General features: G+C 73.0%; 19 protein-coding genes and 2 pseudogenes. 15 read left to right on the forward strand and 6 right to left on the reverse strand.

All coding sequences use genetic code 11. The features are described from left to right. The first annotated feature begins 144 nt into the window (after window positions 1–144). Window positions 145–906, forward strand: a complete 762-nt coding sequence (locus AB0I38_RS04360; protein ID WP_358461670.1) for an IclR family transcriptional regulator — start codon at window positions 145–147, stop codon at window positions 904–906. On the opposite strand, the gene AB0I38_RS04365 is transcribed toward AB0I38_RS04360, so the two are convergent. Continuing rightward, a complete protein-coding gene (locus AB0I38_RS04365; protein ID WP_358461673.1) occupies window positions 885–1,349 on the reverse strand; it encodes a hypothetical protein in 465 nt (154 codons plus the stop codon). The two genes, AB0I38_RS04360 and AB0I38_RS04365, sit on opposite strands and share 22 nt — an antisense overlap. Before the next feature lie 89 nt (window positions 1,350–1,438). Between AB0I38_RS04365 and AB0I38_RS04370 the strand changes: the two genes are divergently transcribed. From AB0I38_RS04370 to AB0I38_RS04395, 6 genes are all read left to right on the forward strand, one after another. Further along, window positions 1,439–1,819, forward strand: a complete 381-nt coding sequence (locus tag AB0I38_RS04370; protein ID WP_358461676.1) for a hypothetical protein — start codon at window positions 1,439–1,441, stop codon at window positions 1,817–1,819. Between the two features lie 193 nt (window positions 1,820–2,012). Continuing rightward, complete coding sequence (locus AB0I38_RS04375) at window positions 2,013–2,855, forward strand: IclR family transcriptional regulator (protein WP_358461679.1); 843 nt, start codon at window positions 2,013–2,015, stop codon at window positions 2,853–2,855. Window positions 2,856–3,136: 281 nt separating this feature from the next. Further along, entirely contained in the window at window positions 3,137–4,333 is a 1,197-nt protein-coding gene (locus tag AB0I38_RS04380; RefSeq protein WP_358461682.1) for a CaiB/BaiF CoA transferase family protein, read from the forward strand. A gap of 95 nt (window positions 4,334–4,428) precedes the next feature. After that, the gene (locus AB0I38_RS04385; protein WP_358461685.1) at window positions 4,429–5,262 is read left to right on the forward strand and encodes a cyclase family protein; all 834 of its coding nucleotides are present in this window, start codon (window positions 4,429–4,431) and stop codon (window positions 5,260–5,262) included. After that, a complete protein-coding gene (locus AB0I38_RS04390) occupies window positions 5,255–6,688 on the forward strand; it encodes an MmgE/PrpD family protein (protein WP_358461688.1) in 1,434 nt (477 codons plus the stop codon). The genes AB0I38_RS04385 and AB0I38_RS04390 overlap by 8 nt, the downstream gene beginning before the upstream one ends. A gap of 18 nt (window positions 6,689–6,706) precedes the next feature. Then, entirely contained in the window at window positions 6,707–8,173 is a 1,467-nt protein-coding gene (locus tag AB0I38_RS04395; RefSeq protein WP_358461691.1) for a dihydroorotase, read from the forward strand. A gap of 118 nt (window positions 8,174–8,291) precedes the next feature. Here AB0I38_RS04395 and AB0I38_RS04400 read toward each other — a convergent pair whose 3' ends face one another. Next, window positions 8,292–9,254 (reverse strand): NADPH:quinone oxidoreductase family protein, encoded by a 963-nt coding sequence (locus AB0I38_RS04400; RefSeq protein WP_358461694.1) that lies wholly within the window; start codon window positions 9,252–9,254, stop codon window positions 8,292–8,294. Between the two features lie 105 nt (window positions 9,255–9,359). On the opposite strand from AB0I38_RS04400, the gene AB0I38_RS04405 reads away from it, so the two are divergent. Both AB0I38_RS04405 and AB0I38_RS04410 read left to right on the forward strand, forming a co-directional pair. Then, complete coding sequence (locus tag AB0I38_RS04405; RefSeq protein ID WP_358461697.1) at window positions 9,360–9,584, forward strand: hypothetical protein; 225 nt, start codon at window positions 9,360–9,362, stop codon at window positions 9,582–9,584. Continuing rightward, window positions 9,581–10,624 (forward strand): hypothetical protein, encoded by a 1,044-nt coding sequence (locus AB0I38_RS04410; protein ID WP_358461700.1) that lies wholly within the window; start codon window positions 9,581–9,583, stop codon window positions 10,622–10,624. Before AB0I38_RS04405 ends, AB0I38_RS04410 begins: the two co-directional genes overlap by 4 nt. A gap of 35 nt (window positions 10,625–10,659) precedes the next feature. On the opposite strand, the gene AB0I38_RS04415 is transcribed toward AB0I38_RS04410, so the two are convergent. Further along, window positions 10,660–11,274: a LysE family translocator gene (locus AB0I38_RS04415; RefSeq protein ID WP_358461703.1), complete on the reverse strand. Its 615-nt coding sequence runs from the start codon at window positions 11,272–11,274 to the stop codon at window positions 10,660–10,662. Window positions 11,275–11,383: 109 nt separating this feature from the next. Here AB0I38_RS04415 and AB0I38_RS04420 point away from each other — a divergent pair, with 109 nt between their 5' ends. Further along, window positions 11,384–11,836: an Lrp/AsnC family transcriptional regulator gene (locus AB0I38_RS04420; protein ID WP_358461706.1), complete on the forward strand. Its 453-nt coding sequence runs from the start codon at window positions 11,384–11,386 to the stop codon at window positions 11,834–11,836. A 200-nt stretch (window positions 11,837–12,036) separates the two neighbouring features. On the opposite strand, the pseudogene AB0I38_RS40360 reads toward AB0I38_RS04420, so the two are convergent. Further along, a pseudogene (locus AB0I38_RS40360) lies at window positions 12,037–12,778 on the reverse strand (ATP-binding cassette domain-containing protein); the annotation flags it as partial. 135 nt (window positions 12,779–12,913) lie between these two features. Further along, window positions 12,914–13,633 (reverse strand): annotated as a pseudogene (locus AB0I38_RS40365) (ATP-binding cassette domain-containing protein); the annotation flags it as partial. 264 nt (window positions 13,634–13,897) lie between these two features. On the opposite strand from AB0I38_RS40365, the gene AB0I38_RS04430 reads away from it, so the two are divergent. After that, entirely contained in the window at window positions 13,898–14,275 is a 378-nt protein-coding gene (locus tag AB0I38_RS04430; protein WP_189125644.1) for a VOC family protein, read from the forward strand. Here AB0I38_RS04430 and AB0I38_RS04435 read toward each other — a convergent pair. Further along, on the reverse strand, window positions 14,253–14,453 hold the full coding sequence (locus AB0I38_RS04435; protein ID WP_358461713.1) for a hypothetical protein: 201 nt from the start codon (window positions 14,451–14,453) through the stop codon (window positions 14,253–14,255). The genes AB0I38_RS04430 and AB0I38_RS04435 overlap by 23 nt on opposite strands. A 107-nt stretch (window positions 14,454–14,560) precedes the next feature. On the opposite strand from AB0I38_RS04435, the gene AB0I38_RS04440 reads away from it, so the two are divergent. From AB0I38_RS04440 to AB0I38_RS04455, 4 genes are read left to right on the forward strand one after another with little or no spacing between them, the layout of a single operon-like run. After that, the gene (locus AB0I38_RS04440; protein WP_358461716.1) at window positions 14,561–15,781 is read left to right on the forward strand and encodes a cytochrome P450; all 1,221 of its coding nucleotides are present in this window, start codon (window positions 14,561–14,563) and stop codon (window positions 15,779–15,781) included. Between the two features lie 3 nt (window positions 15,782–15,784). Next, window positions 15,785–16,429 carry a TetR/AcrR family transcriptional regulator gene (locus AB0I38_RS04445; protein ID WP_358461719.1) on the forward strand — a complete coding sequence of 215 codons (645 nt, stop codon included), beginning with the start codon at window positions 15,785–15,787 and terminating at the stop codon, window positions 16,427–16,429. 19 nt (window positions 16,430–16,448) lie between these two features. Continuing rightward, a complete protein-coding gene (locus AB0I38_RS04450) occupies window positions 16,449–16,649 on the forward strand; it encodes a ferredoxin (RefSeq protein WP_358461722.1) in 201 nt (66 codons plus the stop codon). Further along, on the forward strand, window positions 16,646–17,833 hold the full coding sequence (locus AB0I38_RS04455) for an NAD(P)/FAD-dependent oxidoreductase (protein ID WP_358461725.1): 1,188 nt from the start codon (window positions 16,646–16,648) through the stop codon (window positions 17,831–17,833). The genes AB0I38_RS04450 and AB0I38_RS04455 overlap by 4 nt, the downstream gene beginning before the upstream one ends. Window positions 17,834–17,840 lie beyond the last annotated feature (7 nt).

Raw genomic sequence — 17,840 nt, forward strand, 5'->3', positions numbered from 1 at the left:
TCTGGCTCCTTCGACGTGCCGTGACACGGCTTCGGCGCGGGGTGACATGGCGACGCCCACCGGCGCCGCCGTGCTGCAAGCTTGTATCTTGGGCACTGGAAAAGAACAGGAGATTCTGCTCTGAAGAATCCACCCAACTACTCCGTGCGCAGTGTCGACCATGCGCTCCAGCTCGCGGTCCTGCTCCAGGTCGAGGGCCCGTTCGGCGTGGGCGAGGCCGCGGAGCGCCTCGGGGTGGCGCCCTCCACCGCGCACCGGCTGCTGGCGATGCTGGTGTACCGGGACTTCGCGATCCAGACCAGAGATCGCCGCTACGCCGCCGGGCCGGTCCTGTCGCTGGGCGCGAGCTCCCAGTCGCGCACCGCGCTGCTGCGCTCGGTCGCCATGCCGCACCTGGCCGCCTTGGTCGAGCGGGTCCGCGAGAGCGCCAACCTGGTGATCCTGGCGGGCGACCACGTACGGTTCATCGGATCGGTGGAGTGCGCGCAGGCGCTGCGGGTCGGCAACCGCGAGGGCATGGTCTTCCCCGCGCACCTGGCCTCGGGCGGCAAGGTCCTGCTCGCCGACCTGCCGCCGGAGCGACTCGACGCGCTCTACAGCGAGGAGAAGTGGGCCGGCCGCCTCGACCGGCGCCCCAGCCTGGGGTCGCTCCGCCGCGAGCTGCGGACCGTCCGCGAGCGGGGTTTCGCCATCAACGCCGGCAAGACCGAGTCGGGCGTCACGGCCGTCGGCCGGCCCGTGCGCGGCGAGGACGGCCGGGTGCTGGCCGCGCTCTCGGTGTCGCTGCCCACCGTCCGGTTCTCACGGGACCGCCTGCCGGAGCTGACCAGCGCCCTGGCCATGACGGTCCGCGACGTCGAGGAGGAGATGCGCGGTGGCGGCGCTCACCTGCCCGGTCCGCGGTAGGTGGCGACCTGGTCGCCGCCGCCGGGGTAAGCCATGATCAGCAGGCGCTGGGCGCCCTCCCGCGCGCCCTTCCACGGGAACCAGGCGTAGTGCACGCGGATCCGATAGTGGCCCTCGCGGCCGTCGAGCGCGATGTCGGTCAGCTCGGTGCCGCTCAGGTCGTCCGTGAGCACGATCTCGCCGGTGGGGCTTTCGTAACCGACCTCGACGACGTGGTCCCAGCCCTTCGTCTCCACCGGCGGGCGGCGGGTGTAGGTCTCGACGTTGACGCACAGGTCGAAGTCGGGGTGTGACAGCACGATCAGATGGCCGGGACGGGCGGCTACCAGCCCGTTGTCCTGGGCCTTGTCCAAAAGTTCCATGCTGGACGGGTCGTAGTGGTCCTCGGTCTGCTCCCAAGCCTCCAGGACCCCGTGGTCGGTCCGCTGGGGCTCCTTGATCACGATCCGCCGGGCGGGTCTGATGAGCGGCCGGTGGCGCGGAGTCGCCGCACAGCCAGCGTCCGTGGGCGAGCAGCACCTGGTCGGGTGTGGTGGCGGCGAACTTCAGCGTGCCGCCGCTCCGGATGCCGCACAGGTACGCCTCCCCGCCGGTCGGCGTGCGTCTCTCGCTCTGGTCCAGCCCTCTCCACTCCTCGGGCGGCTCGCAGTCCTGGGCCGTGGTGACCGGGCCGCGCGACTGGTCGGCGACCGGCAGGAGGCAGAGGCTCGTGCGCGACGACCCACCACAGGAGGTCCACCTCTCCGGTGACCAGCGCGACGACGCCGAGCACGGCGACGGCGGCGAGGTAGAGCGCGGCGACCGACGCCGCGAGCCTGCCGAAACGGTGGCGACGCACGAGCACTCCCGGGGGGACGGAGCGGCCAAAGCGCCCCACCCTAGCGAGCCGCCGCGAGCCGATCTAGCGGGTTGATCATGGACCTGGAAGCCACGGAAATGACTTTTTCACGGCCGTGAACGCCTCGCGCTCACCGCCCCCTTCCGGCCGAGATCGGTACCGGCCTCCGGTGACAACGGGAGGGCGCGCACAGATATTCTCAAAACGGGACAATTAACCCGTTCGTCGGGAGCTGGAGGCGCGTGGATCGCGGCTATGCTTTGGCTTTGTGCGGTCGGTTGAGAACAAGAACTCGGGAGACACCGGGCGTCCGTCGGCGAACGGCACCCCTCCCGACGAGGGGCAGACGAGCAGCGGTGTGGAGCGCGCCCTTCAGGTGATCTTCGCCGTGGCCGCCGCCAAGGAGCCCGACATCGGGGTCTCGGAGCTGGCCCGGTCGCTCGGGCTGAGCAAGGCCGTGGTGCACCGCGTGGTGCGCACCCTCGTCGCCGCCGACTTCTTCTCCTTCGACGAGCGCACCCGCCGCTACCGGCTCGGGCCCGGCGCGGTGAGCGTGGGCCTCGCGGCCATGGCGCAGATGGAGGTGCCGCGGATCGCGCAGCCGCACCTCGAACGCCTCGTGGCCCGCACCCGGGAGACCGCGACGCTGTCCGTCCGCTACGGCTACCAGCGGATGTATCTGACACAGGTGCTGTCTCCGCAGGAGATCCAGATGTCGGTGCAGCTCGGCCGGCTCTACCCGCTGCACGCCGGCGGCTCGTCCAAGGCCATCCTGGCCGCGATGGAGCCCGACGAGATCCGCTCCTGCCTCGCCTCGGGGCCGCTCGACGCGCTGACCCCGATCACCATCCAGGACTCCGAACGCCTGCTTGAGGAGCTTGAGCTCACCCGGCGGCGCGGCTACGCGGTAAGCCTCGGCGAGCGCCAGCAGGGCGCGGCCTCGGTGGCCGCTCCCGTCTACGAGGCCACCGGCCGCGTCTACGGCTCCATCTCGGTCTGCGGCCCGGTCAGCCGCCTCAGCGCCGGCGAGACCGAGGAATACGGCCGGCTCGTCAAGGAGGCCGCGGCCGAGGTGTCGCGACAGCTCGGCTACCGGCCGGCCCAGCCCTGACCCTCTCTCCCCGGAAGCCGTCCCGCGACGCCATGTGAACCGGCGCCTGGAGTTCGACGGCGTCCGCGGCATCCCGTGCCACCTGCGGACATCACCTTTCGTGTCCGCATCATCACCTCGCAGTGGTAACCGGAGCCGTCAATCCGGATGCTGGGCCTGCTCGGCTGAACGCGAGAGGCGCCTCCAGGCGGCGCCCGGCGAACGAAGCGTTGACCTGGAAAGAAGCAATGAACTAACCTCTGAGCGGACCAGCGTTCGCTATAGCGGAACATGGAGCTGAGGTGGAAGACGGCCCGCTGACAGGACTGAGGGTGCTGGACGCGTCCACCATCCTCGCCGGACCCCTGTGCTGCCAGATCCTCGGCGACCAGGGCGCCGAGGTCATCAAGATCGAACACCCGGTCAACGGGGACGGCATGCGAGGGCACGGACCGTCCAAGGACGGGGTGCCACTGTGGTGGAAGGAGATCTCCCGCAACAAGCGGGCGCTCGGGGTGAGCCTGTCGGCTCCCGAGGGCGCCGACATCCTCCTGCGGCTGGCCGTGACGGCCGACGTGCTGGTGGAGAACTTCCGGCCCGGCACGCTCGAACGCTGGGGCCTCGGGCCGGAGGCGCTGCACGAGGCCAACCCCCGGCTGGTCATCGTCCGCATCACCGGCTTCGGCCAGCGGGGGCCGTACGCGGCCCGCGCCGGGTTCGGCACGCTGGCCGAGGCGATGAGCGGGTTCGCCCACCTGACCGGTGAGGCCGGCGGCCCGCCGACCCTGCCGGCGTTCGGCCTGGCCGACAGCATCTGCGGCATCGCCGCGTCGTCGGCGACGATGATGGCGCTGTGGGCCCGGGAGCGGACCGGGCGGGGCGAGGTCGTCGACCTGAGCCTGATCGAGCCCATCATGGCCGCCGTCGGGCCGGGGCCCACGGTGTACGACCAGCTCGGCGTCGTCGGCCGGCGGCAGGGCAACCGGTCGTCCAACAACGCCCCGCGCAACACCTACCTGTGCAAGGACGGCGGCTGGGTCGCGGTGTCGACCAGCGCGCAGAGCATCGCCGAGCGCGTCCTGACGCTGGTGGGCCATCCCGAGGTCATCGATGAGCCGTGGTTCGCCTCCGGCCGCGGGCGGGCGGAGCACGCCGACCTGCTCGACTCCTACGTGGGGTCGTGGATCGCCGAGCGCACCCGCGCCGAGGTGCTGGCGGAGTTCGAGCGGGCGGGCGCGGCCGTCGCGCCCGTCTACAGCGCCCGCGACCTCGTCGAGGACCCGCACGTGCGGGCCACCGGCATGCTCACGCACGTCGAGGACGAGGATCTGGGCCCCGTGCTCATGCACAACGTGATGTGGCGGATGACGGGCGCTCCCGGCCGCATTCGCTTCACCGGGCGGGACCTCGGCGCCGACACCGACAGGATCCTCCTGGACGAGCTCGGCTTCGACGCCGGGACGGTGGAGGACCTGCGCACCAGGCGGGTGATCGCATGACAGGCGCCGGCATCACCGGCGTTCGGACCAGTGACGAAGGACGAGAAGCGTTGAGCCCAGAAGAGTCGAGCCGACAAGAGTCGAGCCGGGAAGCGTTGAACGGGGCCACCACGACCGACCTGCTGCTGCGGGCGGTCCAGGGCGGGATCCGGATCTACGACCTGGGGCGGCCCCTGACGATCGGGATGCCCCAGTCGCCCAACCACCCGGCCTTCTGGCACGCGCTGCCGCGCCGGCACGGCGACATGGTCCGGGCCGACGGCGGCTCGGCCGCCAACGACGTCATCACGATGGGCACCCACGTCGGCACGCACATCGACGCCTTCTCCCACGTGTCGCAGGACGGCAGGCTGATCGACGGGTCCGACGCCGTGGAGGCGAGCCGGGGCGGCAGGTTCGCCGCCCTCGGAGCCCACACCATCGCCCCGATGTTCCGCCGGGGCGTGCTGCTCGACGTGCCGGCCGCCCTCGGCACGCCGGAGGGCTGCGCGCCCGGCTACGAGATCACCCCCGAGGACCTGGCGGCGACCGCCGAGCGGCAGGGCACGCCCATCGGCGCCGGCGACGTGGTCCTCATCCGCAGCGGCTGGGGGCGCCTGTTCGGCGACCGCGACGCCTACACGGGCCTGGAGTCGGGCGTGCCCGGCGTCGGCGAGGCCGGGGCGACCTGGCTGGCCGACCACGAGCCGCACGCCGTCGGCGCCGACACCATCGCCTTCGAGTGTCTCAAGCCGGGCGGCGGCCACAGTCTGCTGCCCGCCCACCGCGTCCTGCTCGTCGAGCGGGGCGTCTACATCGTCGAGACGATGGTGCTCGACGAGCTGGCCGCCGACGCCGTGCACGAGTTCGCCTTCGTGCTCTCCCCGCTGCCCATCTTCGGCGCGACCGGGTCCCCCGTGCGTCCCCTGGCGGTGGTCGGCCATGGCTGAGACGCCGGTCCTCGCGGCCGAGCTGTCCCGGTTCGCGGCCGGGACGCTGACCGGGCCGCTGCCGGACGAGGTGACCGACAGCGTGCGCCGCCGGATCCTCGACGTGCTCGGCCTCTGCGTCGCCGCCTACCGGCTGCCGACCAGCGCCGCCGCCGCCGGCTACGTGGCCGACCAGGGCGGCGCGCCGCGGGCCAGCGCCGTCGGGGTGGCCGGCCGCCTGCCCGCCCCGCAGGCCGCCTTCGCCAACGGGGTGCTCGCCCACTCGCTCGACTACGACGACACCCACCTGCCGTCGGTGCTCCACCCGAGCGCGGCGGTCGTGCCGGCCGCGCTCGCCGCCGCCGAGGCGTCCGGAGCCTCGGGGGCCGACACGGTCGCCGCGGTGGCCGCCGGGCTGGAGGTCGCCGTACGGCTCGGCATGGCCGGCTACGACAGCGAGCTCGGCAACTCGGTCTTCTTCGAGCACGGCCAGCACGCGACCTCCATCTGCGGCGCGATGGGCGGCGCGGTGGCGGCCGCGCTGCTGATGGGGCTCGGCGCGGACGGTGTCGGGCACGCGCTCGGGATCACCGCGTCCTTCGCGTCCGGCATCATCGAGGCCAACCGCACCGGCGGCACGGTCAAGCGGCTGCACTGCGGCTGGGCCGCGCAGTCGGCCGTCACCGCCGCGGAGCTGACCCGGCGCGGCTTCACCGGCCCGCCCACCGTCCTGGAGGGCCGCTTCGGCTTCTTCGAGGCGTTCCTGCGCGGCGAGACCGACCTGGACCAGGTGCTCACCGGGCTGGGCGAACAGTGGGCGGTCCCCGGGATCTTCTTCAAGCCCTACCCGGCCAACCACTTCACCCACACGGCCATCGACGCCGGCATCGCGCTGCGGGAGCGGGGCGTCCCGCTCGACCGGATCGAGCACATCGAGCTGCGCGTGCCGTCGGCGGTGATCCGCACCATCGGCCAGCCGCTCGATCAGAAGCGGGCCCCGGAGACGGGCTACCAGGCGCAGTTCAGCGGGCCGTACGCGGTGGTCGCCGGGCTGGTCGGCGGGTCGGGGCTCGGCGTGGGCCTCGACGACTTCACCGACGAGCTGGCCCGCGATCCGGCCCGCCGCGCACTGATGGCGCTGGTCGACGTCGTCCCCGACGAGCGCTGCGATGCCATCTTCCCGCACCAGTTCCCCGCGGTGGTCCGGGTGCGCGCCGACGACGGCCGCGAGTGGACCGAGGAGGTATTGGCCAACCGGGGCGGCCCGGCCCGGCCGCTGTCCGACGCCGAGCTGGCGCGCAAGTTCCGCGAGAACGTGGCCGGCCGGCTGCCGGAGGAGTCCGCCCGGACCGTACGCGACCTCGTCCTGCGGCTCGACCGCCTCACCGGCGTGGCGGAGGTCATGCGCCCGCTCACCCGGCTGACCGACACCCCGCCTTCCCTCTGAGACTTCAAGGAGAACCTCGTGGCATCGTTCGACGTGATCGTCACCAACGTCAGGGTCGTCCGGCACGACCGGCCCGAGCCGGAGACCGCCGACATCGGCATCCTCGACGGCCGGATCGCCGCCGTCGCGCCGGGCCTCGACCCGGCCGAGGCGCACACCGTCGTGGACGGTGGCGGCAAGCTGGCCTTCCCCGGCGCGGTGGACGCCCACCAGCACTGGGGCATCTACAACCCGCTGGCCGTGGACACCGAGACCGAGAGCCGGGCCTGCGCCCAGGGCGGCGTGACCTCCGCCCTCACCTACATGCGCACCGGCCAGTACTACCTCAACAAGGGCGGCCCGTACGGGGAGGTCTTCCCCGAGGTCCTGGACGGCTCCGAGGACCGCTCGTACGTCGACTATGCCTTCCACCTCGCGCCCATGATGCGCAGGCACATCGACGAGATCCCCGCCCTGGTGCGCGACCACGGGGTGACGTCGTTCAAGGTGTTCATGTTCTACGGCAGCCACGGCCTGCACGGGCGCTCCGCCGACCAGAACTCGTTCCTCATGATCCCGGAGGGCGAGCGGTACGACTACGCGCACTTCGAGTTCGTCATGCGCGGCATCCAGGCGGCCCGCGAGCAGTTCCCCGACCTGGCCGACGAGATCTCGCTGTCCCTGCACTGCGAGACGGCCGAGATCATGAGCGCGTACACGAAGATGGTGGAGGAGGAGGGCACGCTCACCGGCCTGGAGGCCTACAGCGCCTCCCGTCCCCCGCACTCGGAGGGCCTGGCCGTCAGCATCGCCTCCTACCTCGCGCACGAGACCGGGCTGCCCACGATCAACCTGCTGCACCTGTCGTCGGCCAAGGCGATGGACGCGGCGCTGCGGATGGCGGAGGCGTTCCCGCACATCGACTTCCGCCGCGAGGTGACCATCGGCCACCTGCTCGCCGACATCACCACCGCGAGCGGCATCGGCGGCAAGGTCAACCCGCCGCTGCGCCCGCGCGAGGACGTCGAGGCGCTGTGGGGCCACCTGCTCGACGGCAAGGTCGACTGGGTGGTCAGCGACCACGCCTGCTGCCGCGACGAGCAGAAGTTCGGCGAGCCGCGCGACGACGTCTTCGTGGCCAAGTCGGGGTTCGGCGGCGCCGAGTACCTGCTGCCCGGCCTGATCAGCGAGGGCTCCCGGCGCGGGCTGTCCTACGGCGACGTCGCCCGGCTGCTCTCCTGGAACCCCGCGCGGCGGTTCGGCCTGCGGACCAAGGGCGCGATCGCCGAGGGCCTCGACGCCGACTTCGTTCTCGTCGACCCGGACTCGTCCTGGACCGTGCGCGCGGCCGACTCCGAGTCCACCCAGGAGTACACGCCGTTCGAGGGCTTCGAGCTGACCGCGAGGGTGACCGACACCTTCCTGCGCGGCCGGCACGTGCTGGAGGACGGCAAGATCGTGGGCGACCCGCGAGGCCGCTACCTGGCGAGGCCGGTCACTGTCTGACCGAGGCCGCCGCAGCGTGCTCGCCCCGCCGGAACCCGGCGGGGCGAGGACCGTCGCGGTCGAGGGCCGCACGACGCGGTCCGCCGAGCCGGGCCGGCCGCCCTGGAGACGCCCGCGCTCAGGGGATGAGGGCGACCTTGCCGGTGACGCGGCGCTCCAGGAGGTCGTCCAGGATCCGGGCCCCCGACTCCAGCGGGGCGGTCGCCGGGGCGGCCGGGCTCAGCACGCCGTCGGCGACGAGACCGAGAAGCTCGGTGAGCAGGGCGTGCTGCCCCTCGCGATCGGACATCGACCAGGCGCCCCAGTCGACGCCGACGACCGCGCGGTTGCGCAGCAGCACCTGGTTGAGCGGCAGCGACGGGATGGCCCCCGAGGCGAACCCGATCACCAGGTAACGGCCGCCCGGCCGCAGCGACCGCAGCGCCGGATCGGCCAGGTCACCGCCCACCGGGTCGTAGACCAGGTCGACCCCGCCGGAGGAGAACTCACGGGCCGCCTCCTTGACGCTCCGCGTGGTCGTGTCGACCACGGCGACGGCTCCCGCGTCGCGGGCGGCCCGCCGCTTGTCCTCGCTCGACGCCCCGGCCAGCACCGTCGCGCCGAGCGCGGTCGCCACCCGCACCGCCGCCAGCCCGACCCCGCCGCCCGCGCCCAGGACGAGCACGGTCTCCCCCGCCCGCAGCCCGCCTCGGTTCCGCAACGCGAACAGCGCCGTGCAGTAGCTCTGGGCGAACGTGGCGGCCCGGGCCGCGTCGAGGGCGTCGGGGATCTCCACCGCGCCGGCGGCCGGGACGACGACCCGTTCGGCGAACCCGCCCAGCCCGCACACCGCCGCCACCCGCGTGCCCACCGCCAGCCAGGTCACGCCCGGCCCGACGGCGCTGACCGTGCCGGCGACCTCGCTGCCCGGCACGAACGGCGGCGGCAGCTTGATCTGGTAGCGGCCGTGGACGAACAACCCGTCCACGTAGTTGACACCCGCGGCCTCGACCGCGATGACGATCTGGCCGGCGGCGGGCTCCGGGTCCTCCGTCTCGGTCACCGCGACCGAGCCCAACTTCTCACAGATCAACGCGCGCATCACGCCACCCTACGCGCCAACCGAACGGCGTTCTACCCGGGACGGGCGGTCACGCAGGGCTGCCGGAATTGGAGCCCACGCGGCCATCGTGAGACGATCACCATCGTGACCGGACTCCCCAGCTCGCCGTCCCGTCGCCGCTGCGCCATCGCGGCGGCCTCCAGCCACCCCGCGACCGCTGGGCGAGCGCCGGCACCTACCCGCGCCCGCCTCGCGCGCCCGTGCCCCGATCCGGCCGGCGGCGACGTGCCCGCCGGCTCCGGCCGGCGGCTCGGGGGCTTCCGGCTGAACTTCCCCACTGATCTGGTCGTCACCTGGAGCGGTCGATGAACACGCACCCACTCGACGGCGGCAGGCCGGCATCGAGGACGACCCTGCCACTCGGCTCCCGCTCAACCGGCGTCCAAGGGGTGACCGAGACCGCCGCTCCGCCGACCGGCCCGCCGGTGACCAGCGTCGGGGAGATCGCCGGGCTACGGCCGCGCCGCCGGGCCCGCGACGGCGGCGAGGTGCCCGGCGGCGACGTCGATCTGATCGACGCCCTCGACGAGCAGGCCCGGCACACCGTGGCCGGCTGGCTGGCCGACACCCCTTCCCCGGCCGGCCGGCGGACCCGCCTGCGGGTGCTGGCCGCCTTCCTGCGCTGGCTGCACGACCTTCGGCCCGCGGTCGAGCTGCTCGCGGTCACCGAGGAGCACCTCGACTCCTACCGCGACGCCGCCGCCTCCGGCGCGCTCACCGTGGGCGTGCGCTCACCCGGCAAACCGCTGGGAAGCTCCACGGTGGCCAAGAGGCGCGCCACCCTGTCGTCCTTCTACACCTACGCCCGGCTGCGCGGCGCGCTGGGGGACGACCCCGGCGCCGCGCCCATCGAGGCCGCCCGCGCCCGCCGGCCGCTCTCCCGCGAGGAACGCCGGATGTTGCGCCAGGGCGTCGCCCGGCTGGCCGCCGACGGCCGGCTGGCCACCGCCGCCGCCATCGCGCTGCTGGAGGGCACCGGAGCCCCGATGGGCACGCTGGCCGGCCTGACCGCCCGCGCCCTGCGTACCGTGGCCGAGGTCGACGGCACCGAGCACAGCGTCATCACCTTCCGCAACCACGGCGGCGACATCGTCGCCGTCCCGGTGCCCCGGCCGGCCCGCCGGCTGCTGGACGTGCTGCGCCTCAGCCGGCCCGCCGGCGAGCTGCTGATCACCAAGGACGACGGGCAGCCCGCCGACCGCGAGTGGATCGGCGCCGCGCTCATCGACGCCGCCCTCGCCGGTGGCATCTCGCGTGAGCGGGCCGGGCAGTTGCACCCGCACCTGCTGTGCGCCGCCACGATCAGCGAGCTCCTCGACGGATGGTGCTTCCCCACGTCCCCGCGTTAGGGCCCCGGCCTCGGCACCCCGCTGATCGGCGCGGTTCAGCCCAGCAGACGATCGATGAGGAGCCAGGCGCCGACACCGATCATGGCGGCTCCGGACAGGCGGCTGATCAGGCGGCCGGCGGGGCGGCCGTACAGGAGCGCGCGGGTGAGCCGGCCGACGGCGAGGTAGAACAGGCCGCAGGTGGTCATGAAGGCCAGGCCGAGCACGCCGATCTGCGCGGCGACCGGCCAGGCGCCGCGCGGGTCGGTGAACTGCGGGAGCAGGGCGAGGAAGATCAGCAACCCTTTGGGGTTGAGGCCGCTGACGCCGATCCCGCGCAGGAAGGTGGTCCAGTCGTTGCCGGCCGGGCCGTCGGCGGGCGCGGTGAAGGTGGCCGGGCGGGCGAAGGTCGTCGTGCCGTGCCAGATCAGGTAGAGACCGCCCACCACGGTGAGACCGGTCAGGATGACCGGGTTCGCGGCGACGAGGGCGCCGACCCCGGCCGCGACGACGAGGGTGACCGCGGCGTAGCCGACGACCAGCCCGCTCACCGCCGGGTACACCGACCGGCCGCGCAGCCCGGCGCCGATGGTGAACGCCCAGTCGGCGCCCGGCACGACGATGAGCAGGAGCGCGACCCCCCAGAAGGCGAACACGGAACCGGCCGTCATGCCCACCATCTCCCCTGATAGCGATGATGGGCGAAGAATAGTGTCGATCAGCCCGAAAGTGCTTCCAACTTTTGCCCCCTTCAGTGGCGATTGTGGAATGATCTTCTTCATGGACGCGATCGACCGGAAAATCCTTGCCGTCCTGCAGGAGGAGGGCCGCCTGACGATCACGGAGCTGGCGGCGCGGGTGGGCCTGAGCGTCTCGCCCTGCCACCGCCGGCTGCGGGAGCTGGAGCGCGGCGGCGTCATCCGCGGCTACCGGGCGATCGTGGACCCGGCAGCGGTCGGCCTGACGTTCCAGGCGCTGGTGTTCGTCACCATGCGCCAGGAGGACCGTGACACGCTGCTGGGCTTCGAGGAGGCGGTGGCGCGGGTGCCGGAGGTGGTCCAGGCCCAGCGGTTGTTCGGCGACCCCGACTACCTGCTGCGCGTCGTCACCGCCGACCTGACCGCCTACCAGGAGCTGGAGGACGACGTGTTGTCGGCGCTGCCGGGCGTGCAGCGGCTCAACTCCACGCTCGTGATGAAGCACGTGGTGAACGACCGGCCGCTGCCCGCCTAGCGGACGATCCCCGGGTGGTCAGCCCGCCGTCGCCTCCAGCAGGTCGCGCACCTCCTCGGCGGTGGTCTCCCGGAGCTCGTCCGAGAGGAGCAGCCAGCGGGTGATGCCCACCGATTCGAGGAACGGCAGGTCGTGCCCGGCGATCAGGAGCGCGCCCTGGTAGGAGTCGAGAGCGCCGGTCAGCTGCCGCACGCTGGCCGCGTCGAGGTTGTTGGTCGGCTCGTCCAGCATCAGCAGCTGCGGGGCCGGAGCGGCGAGCATCGTCGCCGCGAGGGCGGCCCGGAAGCGTTCACCGCCCGACAGCGTGCCCGCCGGCTGCTCGGCCCGCGCCCCCTTGAACAGGAACCGCGCGAGCTGGGCGCGGATGTGGTTGTCGGTGACGCCGGGGGCCAGGCGGGCCACGTTCGCGGCGACGCTCAGCTCGTCGTCCAGCACGTCCAGCCGCTGCGGGAGGAACCGCAGCGGCACGAACGTCCTCGCCTCGCCCGTCAGCGGCGCGACCTCACCGGCGAGGGTCCGCAGCAGCGTGGTCTTGCCGGATCCGTTGCGCCCGACCAGCGCGACGCGTTCGGGCCCGTGCACCCGCAGATCGCCGCCGCGCAGCCTGCCGAACCGCAGGCTCAGCTCGCGCAGGCTCAGCACCGTACGGCCCGCGGGCACGGCGGTGTGCGGCAGGCTCACCCGGATCTCGGCGTCGTCGCGGATCGCGTCCGCGGCCTCCTCGCGCCGCTCGCGCGCCTCCTCCAGGCGTTCCTCGTGCAGACCGCGAAGCTTGTCCGCGGACTCCTGCGCCGATCGCTTGCGCTCGCCGGCGACGATCCTCGGGGCCCGCCGCTGGGCGTCCAGCTTCTTGCTGAGCCGCTGGCGGCGCGCCACCTTGATCTGGGTCTCCTCCAGCTCGCGTTTCTGCCGCCGCACGTCCGCCTCGGCGGCCCGCAGCATCCGCCCGGCCGCCTCCTGTTGTACGGCCAGGGCCTCCTCGTAGGCCGACCAGCCGCCGCCGTACCAGGTGACCGATCCGGCGCGCAGCTCGGCGATGCGGTCCACCCGCTCCAGCAGGTCGCGGTCGTGGCTGACCACGACCAGCACGCCGGAACGCCAGGAGTCGACGGCCTCGTAGAGCCGGCGGCGCGCGAACAGGTCGAGGTTGTTGGTCGGCTCGTCGAGCAGCAGCACGTCGGGACGCTCCAGCAACAGCGCGGCCAGGCGCAGCAGAACGGTCTCCCCGCCGGACAACTGCCCCACGGTGCGGTCCAGCTCGACGTCGCCGAGCCCGAGGGAGCCCAGCGTCGCCAGGGCTCGCTCCTCGACGTCCCAGTCGTCGCCGACGGTCTCGAAGTTCTCCTCGCGCACGTCTCCGGCCTCGATGGCGCGCAGCGCGGCGCGCCGCTCGGCGATGCCCAGCGCCTGGTCGACGCGCAGGGTCGTGTCGAGGGTGAGGTTCTGCGGCAGGTAGGCGAGGCTGCCGCCCACGGTCACCGACCCCTGGGAGGGGCGCAGCCGGCCGGCCAGCAGCCGCAGCAGGGTGGATTTGCCCGAGCCGTTGACGCCGACCAGGCCGACGCGGCCCCGGCCGACGCTGAGGGAGAGCCCGTCGAAGACGGTCGTGCCGTCGGGCCATCGGAAGGACAGGGCGGAGCAGGTCACGGAGGCATTGATGGAATTGGCCATGGTGGTTCTCGCAGTCGCACGCGGTGGATGGGGACTTCGTGTGCGAGCACCACGCGGCGACCGGGCCGGAAGAGGGGTGCGGCGGCCCTCCGAAGGGTGAGGACGGCTCATGCACCGAGGTCGCATTCCACGCGGGGTCACGGGCGGCCGGGAAGGCAGGCTGCGGCGTGACGTGTACGGACCAGACCGTACCGCGCGGTGTTCGCGGACCTCAGATGCGCAACGTCCACCTCTATCGGAGACGACAGGACCCTGGAACCCTACCCCGGTCGCTCGCCGGAGTCGCCGGATTTATCACCCCTAAGGCGGGTGCCGCGTGGCGGAGTGCCGCCCGCGCCGGGCCCGGGTTAGGTTCGAGGAAGACCCGGAGCGAGCGGAGGGGGCCGCGCCATGGCCGTGCAGCTGAACCACACCATCGTCGAATCCACCGACCGCGACGGCACCGCGGCCTTCCTGACCGATCTGCTGGGGCTGGAGCCCGCGCCCCTGTTCGGCCCGTTCCGCGTGGTCGAGCTGGGCAACGGCGTCTCCCTGGACGTGATGCAGAGCGGCGGTCCGGTGCACCCGCAGCACTACGCCTTCCTGGTCACGGAGGAGGAGTTCGACCAGATCTGGGACCGGATCAAGGGTCGCGGCCTCACGTTCTGGGCCGACCCGCGCCACGACCAGCCCGGCACCGTCAACACCCACGACGGCGGCCGCGGCCTCTACTGGTCCGACCCGGACGGCCACAACCTGGAGATCATCACGCGCCCGTACGGCGGGTGAGTGGTCGCGCCGGTCGCCGGAGGCAGGTGGTTCGGCGGCCGCCCGCGATCAGCACGGTCACGTCGTGGTCGCCGGGGACGAACCAGGCGCCGAGCCGGACCCCGTCGTCCGCGCTGAACGACACGTCGCGCGCCCCCGGGATCATCTCGGCGGCGGGCGGCACCGGCTCGCGGCGCACTGCTTCCCGGCCTCGCGTACGTCTTGGCGAAGGTTTTAAGTCAGTCGCTTGACTTTGATTCGCGGGCTCTGGTTGCCTGACGGTGAAGGTTGACCAGAGAGGTGACGATGAGCCAGGACATCAGTAAGCAGCCGCTGAGCTATCCCCTTCCGAACGACGCGCCGCTGGAGCCGCCGGCCGAGTGGGCGCTGCTGCGCCGCCAGTGCCCGGTCGCGCGGGTCGAGCTGCCCAGCGGGGACGAGGCCTCCCTGCTGACCCGCTACGAGGACGTCAAGCAGGTACTGGCCGACCCGCGCTTCACCCGGCTGCTCAACGCCGACGACGCGGCGCGGCTGTCGGCCGACGACTCGGGCGGGCTGTTCAGCAGCGAGATGGCGCAGGTGATCCCCGACAGCGGCGAGGGGCACCAGCGCTGGCGGCGGCTGGTCGGCAAGTGGTTCACCGCCAAGCGGATGGCCGCGCTGCGACCCGTGATGGAGGAGATGGCCGACCAGCTCATCGACGACATGGTCAAGCGCGGCCGGCCCGCCGATCTCAAGGCGAGCCTGGGCTTCCCGCTGCCCGTGTACGTGATCTGCGACCTGCTCGGGGTGCCCGCCGCCGACCGCGACAGGTTCGCGTACTGGTCCGACACGATGCTCAACCTGACCAAGTTCGCCAAGGCGGAGATCGACGCCGCGCAGGCCGAGTTCGCCCAGTACATGTCCGAGCACGTCGCCGCCAAGCGGGAGCAGCCGGGCGAGGACCTGATCAGCGAGCTGATCAGGAGCGCCGACGCCGAAGGCGGCGGGCTGTCCGACGTCGAGCTGCTGGTCACCGGGATCGCGCTGCTGGTGGCCGGGCACGAGACGACCGCCAACATGATCGGCAAGATGGTCGGCATGCTGCTGGCCGACCGCACCCGCTGGGAGCGCCTGCTGGCCGACCGGTCGCTGGTGCGCACGGCCGTGGAGGAGTCGCTGCGGTTCGACGCCAACTCGGGCTTCGGCCTGCCGCGCTACCTCCGCGAGGAGACCGAGGTCGGCGACACGGTGCTGCCGCGCGGCACGACCGTGATCTGCAGCATGGCCGCGGCCAACCGCGACGAGAGCGTCTTCGACGGCGCCGGCGAGATGGACCTGGGCCGTAGCCCCAATCCGCACCTGTCCTTCGGCTCCGGGGCGCACTCCTGCCTGGGCCAGGCGCTCGCCCGCACCGAGCTGCAGGTCGTGCTGGAGGTGCTGCTGCGCAGGCTGCCGACCTTGGAGCTCGCCGTGCCGGTGGACGACCTGCCGAAGGTGGACGGCCTGGTCGTCGGCGGGTTGCGCGAAGTCCCGGTGCGGTGGTGAGGAATGGCGGCCCGAGCCGAGCGGGTCAACGCGACGCGTGAGCAGATCCTGGCGGCGGCGGAGCGGCTGTTCGCCGAGCACGGAGTGTTCGCCGTGTCCAACCGCCAGGTCAGCGAGGCCGCCGGGCAGGGCAACAACGCCGCGGTCGGCTACCACTTCGGCACCAAGACCGACCTGGTGCGCGCGATCGTGCGCAAGCACGTGGAGCCGATCGAGCGCATCCGCACCCGCATGCTGGCCGAGGCCGGCGACTCCGCCGAGGTACGGCACTGGGTGGCCTGCCTGGTGCGCCCGTTCACCGAGCATTTGGCCGCCCTGGGCAACCCCACGTGGTTCGCCCGGTTCAGCGTCCAGGTACTGACCGATCCCGCCCTGCGCGACATCATGATCGACGAGGCGCTCACCTCGCCCACGCTCCTGGACATCCTCGACGGGCTCAACCGCTGCCTGCCCGAGCTGCCGCCCGAGGTGCGGGCCGAACGCGGTGACATGGCCTCGCACCTGCTGCTGCACATGTGCGCCGAGCGCGAACGCGCGCTCGCCGACGGCCTGCCCACCCCCCGCGCCGGCTGGCACGGCGCGGCCACCGGGCTGATCGACGCGATCGCGGCGGTGTGGACGGCCCCCGTCACACCCGACGCGACCTGATACAGAAAGGAATCCCCTGATGAAAGTCATCGTGGACGAGGCCAGGTGCTGCGGCGCCGGCCAGTGCGTGCTGCTCGCGCCAGAGGTGTTCGACCAGCGTGAGGACGACGGGATCGTGCTCCTGCTGGAGGCCGAGCCGGCCGAGCACCTGCACGCTACGGTACGCGAGGCCGCGGCCGTCTGCCCCGCGTCCGCCATCGAACTGAGCGACGCCGGGTGAGCGTTCCCGCCGGCGTCGTGGTGGTCGGCGCCTCCGCCGCCGGGCTCGCCACGGCCGAGGCGTTGCGGCGCAAGGGCTACCGGGGCGGCCTGACCGTCCTGGGTGCCGAGCCGCACCTGCCCTACGATCGGCCGCCTCTGTCCAAGCAGGTCCTGTCCGGCGCCTGGGCCCCTGACCGCGCCCGGTTGCGGCCACGGGAGGCGCTGTCTGCCCTGGGCGCCGAGTTCCTGCTCGGTGACCCGGCCGTCGGGCTGGACGTGGAGCGGCGCGCGGTCCACACCACGTCCGGCCGCACCCTGCGCGCCGGCGCCGTGGTGGTCGCCACGGGACTGCGTCCGCGCACGCTGCCCGGACAGGACGGGCTGGCCGGGGTCCACGTGCTGCGCACCCTCGACGACGCGCTCGCGCTGCGGGCCGACCTGCGGGCCGACCTGCGGGATCCGGCGCGGCTGGTGGTGGTCGGCGACGGGGTGCTCGGCGCCGAGATCGCCGCCACCGCGCGCGAGCTGGGAGCGGCGGTCACCCTGGCCGGCCCCGAGCCCGCGCCTCTGACCGGCAAGCTCGGACCGATGATCGCGGGACTGCTCGCCGAGCGCGGCGTGCGGCTGCGGCCGGGCGCCGGGGTCAGCGGGCTGGACGGGCACGACGGGCGGGTCACGGGCGTGCGCCTCGTTACCGGCGAGGTGCTGCCGGCCGACGTGGTCGTGGTCGCGATCGGGGCCGTCCCCGAGACCGGCTGGCTGGCCGGCAGCGGCCTGCGGCTGGACGACGGTCTGGTGTGCGACTCCCGCTGCCGGGCCGCCCCGGGCGTCTACGCCGCCGGCGACGTGGCGCGCTGGCACCACGACACGCTCGGCACGCTGATCAGGCTGGAGAACCGCACCAACGCCACCGAACAGGCCGGCCTGGTCGCGTCCTGCATCCTGGGCGACGACCGGCCCTACCGCCCTGTGCCCTACTTCTGGACCGACCAGTTCGACGCCAGGATCCACGTCCACGGGACCCCGTCCGCCGGCGCCGAGATGACCGTCGTGGACGGCGACCCGGCCGCACGCCGCTTCGTCGCGCTCTACCACCGCGACGCCACCATCACCGGCGTCCTCGGCTGGAACATGCCCAAGCAGGCCCGCCTGTGGCGCGGCCGGATCGGCGACGCCGTGGCCGGCCTCGCTCCCGCCCTGTGACGACACG

The sequence above is a fragment of the Nonomuraea cavernae genome (assembly GCF_040655715.1).
GTDB classification, from domain to species: domain Bacteria; phylum Actinomycetota; class Actinomycetes; order Streptosporangiales; family Streptosporangiaceae; genus Nonomuraea; species Nonomuraea cavernae_A.